This window comes from Prevotella sp. P5-92 (genome assembly GCF_002251245.1).
GTDB lineage: Bacteria > Bacteroidota > Bacteroidia > Bacteroidales > Bacteroidaceae > Prevotella.
This window is the reverse complement of sequence record NZ_NPJG01000072.1, coordinates 1-7,913: the sequence shown is the minus strand read 5'-3', so window position 1 is coordinate 7,913 and position 7,913 is coordinate 1. Positions and strand designations below refer to the sequence as shown.

Sequence of the window (7,913 nt, the reverse complement as noted above, 5' to 3'; positions counted from 1 at the left end):
CCCCCAATTTGTCACTTTCCTAGGGTGATTGGGGGATTTTTCTTATCATCTACAAAGGTACAAAATTTCTATCACATTGAGTAATAGATAGTTATAAATAATCTTAAAATTTAACGACACTCCCTAATTAACAACTTAGTTATACCAACAACGGAAAACCTTTTTTGGATATTTTCAATAGAATCTTCCGACAATCCAGCTTCGATTAGATATGGTACTAGTTCCTTGTTAAACCTTTTAGTTTGCATGCAATATATATAAATCATATTGAGCATCGGAAAATCTTTAAAAGGAGAAGATATATAATCATAATAATAAGGACTGTCTTTAAATAATAATGTTGCAATAGTATTCATACCTCTAAAATCAACAAGCTTTCGATCAAGCGCCTTTCCGTAATTGTTATTTGTACTTCCCTCTGTCGTACATAACAAATATGATTTATGCAGGTATTTAACTTTATTTCCCCTTAATAAATACTTCCACCAATAATAGTGGAAAGAATAACAAGTTCCATTCAACCGATTATCCCACTCTCCGATTTCTTCCAAAATTGATGTCTTGTAAACAACAGATGAAATAAAACATAGTATTCCTCCTAAAGACTGGGCATGATAGAAGTACGTTTTTCCTTCAAAGATGCTTGAAAAGTCAAAAATACAATCCGTTGTTAATCCTTTAAAAAAGAATTGGTCGCCCTTTACTATTCCAGAAGCATTAATATTTGTTCTATTTGAAACAAAAATTCCTATTTCAGGTTCTATTTCTATTTCTGATAATATATATGAAAGAGCTCCATCTTTAAAATAATCATCATCACCCCACAAAATAGAATACTCTCCTTTTGCCATCTTCATCGCTTTAATAAAGTTGACATCAGGACCTTCATTGTATTTACTACATTTATAATGAATACAAATCTGTGGATACTGATCTATTAAGCACTTGCATACCTGTCGTGTTGTATCTGTTGATGCATTGTCACTTATGTTAATTTCTATGTCATCATTCTTATTTAATTCACATATCTGAGAAATAATAATCTCAATATTTTTCTTTAAAAAAGACGAGCGGTTGTAAGTTGGAATATTTATTGATAATCTCATAAAAAATCGAAATTAATATGACCATAACATGTCACAAATTCTGTTTTTTGCAACGAATCCAATAGTTTTTTTTAATAACGTTCCATCAAGTGCTAAATACTTCATTGCCACATCAACTCTTTGAACACTCCCAAAGCAACCTTCCGATACTTCCTTGCCCATTGCATGATGGATTAATGATACTATTTCTTTTACTGTAAGTGTTTCCTTTCCTTCAATGTTGTAAAGTCCTGAAGGAAGCTTCTTTTCATATGCCAATGCTAACATTCTCGGAACTTCACTTACATGCACATATTGTCGGGTTTGATCACCAGCCGTGAAATGGAGTTCCTCTCCATTGCGTATAGCATTAATTACATAAGGTATCAAACGTTTAGGGTTCTCGCCTGCACCATAAATTGTAGGAATATAGAAGTGCCAATGAGTGAAATTGTGCTTGTAGGAGGCGACAAACTTACTCAACATACGCTTACTAACTGTATAGTCATTTGGAGCGGGACAAATTGAAGTAAGAATATCTTCTTCTGTAAAGTAACGTGTTTCCATTGTCTCTCCCATCTCAAAATAGCTACCAAATGTTACAAAACAACCCTTGTAATCTAACTCTTTCAGTTTATTACATATTGTAATAGGAACTGTGACATTTAGGTTATAGATAAGGTTGAAACCTTCTTTTAGATTTGCTTGTATGCCAGCGCCAATAGCATATATTATAATATTTGAGTCAAGTAATGATGAACAGTCAAGATTTGAATCCATCAAGTTAATCTTATAAAAAGTATCGTACTTATGACCTATAGGTTCATCGAGCCCATACATAATTAACGTCCATCCTTCTTTATTTGCAAATTTTGCAATGGCAGAGGATAGGAATCCATTTGTTCCAAGAATACTTATTTTCATTTTGCTAAAAAATTATTTATCTCCTCAATACAGAGATTATATACATTTTCTGTTTTATATCGCTTATACCAATCAACCACGAGTGACATGCATTGTTTCATGTCCATGCGTGGTTTCCATCCCAATCGGGACTTAGCCTTTGTGATGTCAAGCATAAGAAGTTTTGCCTCGTGAACGGCATTTGGATCCGAGGAGTCTTTTAGCTCTCCATATCCAAAGTTATTCACAAGTTCTGTTGCTACTTCCCACACTGTTGAAACTGATTCTGACTCAGGACCGAAGTTCCAGCCTTCACACCATTTCGTTGGTTCGTCCCACATCTTTTGTGCAAGCATCATATATCCTGAGAGTGGTTCAAGAACATGTTCCCAAGGTCGGATAGCTTTAGGTGAACGGATATCAATTGGCTTGCCTGCTTCGAGTGCTTTTACGCAATCTGGTATAATTCGGTCGAGCGCCCAATCACCGCCTCCAATAACATTTCCTGCTCTGACGCTAGCAAGTGAGACAGTATGCTTCTTGCCATAGTCTTCAGGATTGAAGAAAGAACGTCTCCAAGATTGTATAGCTATTTCACATGCTCCTTTTGATGAACTATATGGGTCATAGCCTCCAAACGGGTCTGTTTCCTTATAACCTCTAATCTGCTCTTTATTGTCATAGCACTTATCGGTAGTAATCATAACACCAACCTTTACACTTTTTGTAGCTCGTATGGCCTCCATTATATGGATTGTACCCATCACATTGGCTTCGTATGTTTCAACAGGATGGTCGTATGAGAATCGAACAAGCGGTTGGGCTGCTAGATGGAAGATAATCTCTGGCTGATATTCAGCGAAGATTTGTTTAATTTTCTCTCCATCACGGATATCAGCTCTAATATCAGCTTTAATTTTGTTGCCTATCTCTGACAGGACAAAGTTGTCTCTATCGGTGAAAGGATCAAGAGCGATACCGACTACCTCAGCTCCAAGTTCATGAAGCCAGATGCTGAGCCAAGAACCCTTGAAACCGGTATGTCCCGTTACAAGAACTCGCTTACCTTTATAAAAATTATCAAAAATATCTACCATAATTATTCAAATTTATATGCTATTGTATCTGAGGGGTCATACAGTTTATCAGTATAAGCTAATAGAATAAAGTCACTTTCGCTATTGTTGACTACGACATGTGCAACATTATTGGGTATGAAAACACTTATTGCCTTTTCAAGTGACATCTCTATCTCTTGTTTTTCGTGAGTTTCAATATCTTCAAGCTTTAATATTGCAGAACCCTCAATAATCGTAAACCATTCAACAGCCTCTGGATGATAGTGACCACCTTTTGCCTGTCCAGGTTTCCCCATAGTAAGATAAATCTCTCCTGTATGTGAGGGTATACCTTCCTCCGTTCCCGTAATTGCTTTCAAAAACCAACCACGATCATCTATTATTAATCTTCGAGGTATTATTTGTACCTTTTCTATCATATTATCATTTTTAAAGAATTCCTGTTATTTTCCTTCCTTCAATACTAGGGACAGAACGCTCCCATCTCTTCCATGGTGCCTTGTTTTCTGCAAGAAGTTTCTCTAACATATTCTTCTCACGGATATTATCCATACATTGCCAGAATCCCATATGAACATACGACATAAGTTGTCCTTGTTCGGCAAGTTGTGTTAGAGCCACCTTTTCGAAAACACATGAATCGCCATCGAGAAGGTCGAATACTTGTGGCTCCAATACCATATACCCGGCATTGATAGGTGCACCATCTGAAACATTCTTCTCGCGGAAGGCTTTAACTGCGCCATTTTGGATATCAAGCACACCTTTATCTTGTGCCATCTTAACGGCAGTGAGTGTAGCAAGCTTGCCATGACTTTTATGGAACTCTAAGAGTTTATCTATCTCGACATCGCAGACACCATCTCCGTAGGTCATCATGAATGTTTCATTGCCTACGTATTTCTGGATACGCTTGATGCGGCCACCTGTCATTGTGTTGTATCCTGTATCAACCACAGTTACTTTCCAAGGTTCCATATTAGTCCGGTGGACTGTCATCTCGTTCTTGCCATTGCGATAGTCGAAGGTGACATCAGAATTATGAAGGAAGTAGTTGGCGAACCACTCCTTGATATATTCCTGCTTATATCCTGCACAGATGATAAACTCGGTATGTCCATAATAGGCATACTCTTTCATGATATGCCAAAGTATCGGCATACCACCAATCTCAATCATTGGCTTTGGCTTAAACTGAGATTCTTCAGAAATGCGGGAGCCGAAGCCTCCAGCTAGTAATACTACTTTCATTTTACTGCCTTTTTTATTGTTTTTTTTATATTAGACAAAAATCCGCGTATATTTTTTTTTATGCAATATAATCTGAATGAAGATATGCCGATTTCGTCAAAATATGTTTTATAATCTTCATATAGAGCTTCAAATTCAGAGGTATTCCCATTGTCTTTCAGATATTTCAAATACTGGAAATAATAACCTTCCAGATATTTATAAATAGTGGGACATTTATAGAATTCAAATTCTTCCTGAAGGGCCTTTAGGTGTGGAATTTGGTTGATTGCAAATTTTACGCCTGGATGTGTTCCTGTATAGCCCGTTGTAACTAATCTATACACCCCCATTGATTCACCAATGCAATGAATCGGGCCTTCTCTAAGGCAGGTTGCTATGAGCACATTGTCGCCATATTTGAAATTCGGATTTGAAGGCAACTTATCAGATATATATGCCTTATGCATAATTGAGCCCGTTGGAACAAGCCATTTCTTAAACATCTCATTACAATCTGATATGTAATAATCTCGTGTTGTTAAATAACCAAATATATCTGTTGCAATTCTTCCCTCTTCTGCTTTAACCTCGACTTTGTGAAAACACAAGGAAAAATCAGGATTCTTTGTCATAAATGAATACTGTCGTTGGAGCTTATTCTCATTAGTCCAATAATCATCTCCCTCGCACAATGCCTCATACTCACACATATCTCGCCACTCACTCAGATATCCCATCTTGGACTTGCGCTGAGAGTAATGATTCTCCTTGAGATACAACACTACGAAATAGCAGTTCTTGTTCGTATTATGTTGAGCGTAGGTTATATGGGCATAATCGGTCTCTTTATTAAAAGCGGCTGAACCTTCTGAAAAATCAAAATTGTCTTCTACATACTGCTTAATGACTTCTTGCTCTCCATCTGTAGATGCATCGTCTACAATGATACAGACAAATGGGAATGTTGTCTGCTGCATAGTAAAGCCATTCATTGCATCAGTGATATACTTTGAATGATTGAAGGTGAAGCACCTACAAAATACTTTAAATTTTGGATATTCCATATTATTTCTATTTCTTTATTTTGTTCAACATTGGTTTTATCATATTCAACATCTCCTTATATTCCTCTATCCTTATTATTCTGCACAGCAGGATAAATACACCTAAACCTACCACTATCTGTATCGGGAGGATTATCCAATAGCTAATAGGGATAAATTTGATCATATAGACAATTACTGCCATAGTAAAAGTTATGGAGAATGACTTTGAGATATCTTTCAACTGCATCCACGAGGTATAGCCTAACAATTTGCCAGGGTAATGGGAATTGAGGAAATAACAAATGGTACTGGTGAATATTGAGGTGTAGAGCATCGGGAAGATACCTACAAAAGCACCGATAAACAAAGGAGCGAGACCGATAATCTTCTTGATGATTTCCAATTTCAGGAACAAATCGCTACGCCCTTGTACCATCAGCATATTAAGATTGATGGCATGTAAAGGATAGAAAGAGCCTACAAAACATATCAATGGTAAGTAGGTGGCTGCCTCATGCCATTTTTCACCGATCAGGCAATATAATAGTGGTTCTGAGACTGCACCTAATGCGAACATCAAGGCAAAGGTGAGAAACATCATAATCTTGATGACACGTCGATAGGCTGCAATCATACGTTCCTTGTCATCCTGAATTTCACTCAACACGGGATAGGTTACCCGCTGAATAACATTTGACAGGTTGGATGATAACATCTGAGAGAAGTGCTTAGCGCGAGTATATTGACCCAAAGTAGCCGCATTATAGTATTTGCCTACAACGACCTGATACAACTGGGTCCACAGGCTATCCAATATGCCAGACACCATCATCTTCCAGCCAAAGCCGAAGAGCTCATGAAAACTTTTCTTGTTGAATCGCAATGATGGCACCCAATGGTTATAACCCCACAACTGTATCGTTTTCAACACCTGTACTGTCAACATCTGTGCCACCAACGCCCATACGCCGAATCCGAGGAATGCCATGGCAATACCCACTATACCACTCACGATGCTGGAACTCAAGGTTATCTTTGTCTGTGTCTTGAAGTCAATCCTCTTGGTAAGTCTTGTCTGCTGCACTATGGCCAGCGCACCGATTATCATGGTGAACGATGACACCCTCGTCAGGTCAACCAACTCCTCTCTCCCGAAGAAATCGGCAATTAATGGCGAGGCCATGAAAACCAGGGCATACAATACTATACTAAGGCCAAGATTGACGATAAATGCAGTATTGTAATCATCGTCCGAAACATTTTTCCTGCGTATCAACGCCGTGCTGAAACCACCATTGATGATGGCATTACACACTACTGTGAAAATATTGATGATGCCTAATAAGCCATAGTCATCAGGCGAGAGCAGACGGGCAAGGACGATGCTCACCAAGAACGACACGCCCATCTGCGTGACATTGTCGATGGCACTCCATGCCGTGCCCTTGATTGTTTTGTCTTTTAAAGATTGTTCTGACATAATTAAATTAAAAATTCTTTTGCAGCAGCCAGCAGTATCGAACTTCGGTCTCTCGATGAGAGAGTTCTACCTGTATGGCTACTTGGTTATAGTAAGTGTCCGAAATTTGGGTACTAAACATTTTTTTGCATTCATATATCAGCAAAATAGAGACAATTATCGTCATCACAAAAGTCGCTGAAGCCCAAATTTCTGAAATAAACTATTAAAGGTTCTAATCATAAATATTCTCCAAAATTGCATTTAATCATCAGCGTATAACGACCTCTTAAAAGGCAGTCCTGAATTCTCATATTTATATCTGTTTTTCAGCCAATGAGATAAGCTTATGATGGATTTTCAAATCATCACTTCCAGTCCTCTCACGAAGTCAATGTTGTACCTCATGCACATGAAATCTCTGTTGCACTAATTTTTCACTGCGGTGAAAAAAGCTAAAGTCCTGCGGCTTATAACCTTCCACTACAATATTTCACAATTATTTTACGTTTCTCTAAAAGGTGAAGGGAGATGACGGACTCTTTCACCACCCCGTCATTAATCCCCTCCACCACAAATAACCATGCCCAATACAACATTGGACAAGGCGATCGCGGCTGTTCCCAAATTCAGGGACCGCATTTCGCTTTTTACTAAGAAACTGCGTCTGGCACAGTATGCAGACGGCAGTATCTATGACTATCGCCTGAAAATTGCTCAGGCAGTGTTGTTTTTCAAAAAGTTGCCGGAGGAGTTCACACAGACGGACATCGACTACTATCTGTCGACACTCCTGGACAAAAACCGTTGCAGCCTGTCCTTCTTCAAGCACACCGTATTCGGACTGCAGGCCTACTACAAGGTGATGGGGCTTAAGCAACCTGGAGGTCTCGTACTCCCTCCCGTGCGCAAGCCGAAGAGGTTGCCGCGAGTGCTCTCCCAAGAACAGATTGCCCGTCTTATCCGCAACTGCGCCCTGTTCGACAAGACCCTGCTTGCCATCATCTACGACTGCGCCCTCAGGGTCGGCGAGGCATGCCGCCTCAGATGGGACGACATCTGCTTTGACCGAAAGAAGCTGTTCGTATTCCAAGGCAAGGGGCGTAAA

At 38.9% G+C, this 7,913-nt stretch carries 8 protein-coding genes; 1 reads left to right on the top strand and 7 read right to left on the bottom strand.

Going from position 1 to position 7,913, the window contains the following annotated elements; genetic code table 11:
- Positions 1-110: 110 nt before the first annotated feature.
- Genes CIK99_RS07540 through CIK99_RS07510 form a run of 7 tightly spaced genes read right to left on the bottom strand, consistent with a single transcriptional unit; the run spans position 111 to position 6,826 of the window.
- Positions 111-1,106 (bottom strand): glycosyltransferase family 2 protein, encoded by a 996-nt coding sequence (locus CIK99_RS07540; protein ID WP_094380924.1) that lies wholly within the window; start codon positions 1,104-1,106, stop codon positions 111-113.
- 12 nt (positions 1,107-1,118) lie between these two features.
- Complete coding sequence (locus CIK99_RS07535) at positions 1,119-2,009, bottom strand: NAD(P)-dependent oxidoreductase (protein WP_094380923.1); 891 nt, start codon at positions 2,007-2,009, stop codon at positions 1,119-1,121.
- Positions 2,006-3,085 carry a CDP-glucose 4,6-dehydratase gene (rfbG, locus tag CIK99_RS07530; RefSeq protein WP_173805333.1) on the bottom strand — a complete coding sequence of 360 codons (1,080 nt, stop codon included), beginning with the start codon at positions 3,083-3,085 and terminating at the stop codon, positions 2,006-2,008. The genes CIK99_RS07535 and rfbG overlap by 4 nt, the downstream gene beginning before the upstream one ends.
- A gap of 2 nt (positions 3,086-3,087) precedes the next feature.
- Positions 3,088-3,486, bottom strand: coding sequence for a WxcM-like domain-containing protein (locus tag CIK99_RS07525; RefSeq protein ID WP_094380921.1), 399 nt, complete (start codon positions 3,484-3,486; stop codon positions 3,088-3,090).
- Between the two features lie 10 nt (positions 3,487-3,496).
- A complete protein-coding gene (gene rfbF, locus CIK99_RS07520; RefSeq protein WP_094380920.1) occupies positions 3,497-4,318 on the bottom strand; it encodes a glucose-1-phosphate cytidylyltransferase in 822 nt (273 codons plus the stop codon).
- Positions 4,315-5,364, bottom strand: a complete 1,050-nt coding sequence (locus CIK99_RS07515; protein WP_144007934.1) for a hypothetical protein — start codon at positions 5,362-5,364, stop codon at positions 4,315-4,317. The genes rfbF and CIK99_RS07515 overlap by 4 nt, the downstream gene beginning before the upstream one ends.
- Positions 5,365-5,371: 7 nt before the next feature.
- Entirely contained in the window at positions 5,372-6,826 is a 1,455-nt protein-coding gene (locus CIK99_RS07510) for a lipopolysaccharide biosynthesis protein (protein WP_094380918.1), read from the bottom strand.
- A 577-nt stretch (positions 6,827-7,403) separates the two neighbouring features.
- On the opposite strand from CIK99_RS07510, the gene CIK99_RS07505 reads away from it, so the two are divergent.
- The coding region (locus CIK99_RS07505) for a tyrosine-type recombinase/integrase (RefSeq protein WP_158215937.1) at positions 7,404-7,913 on the top strand (510 nt) is incomplete at its 3' end.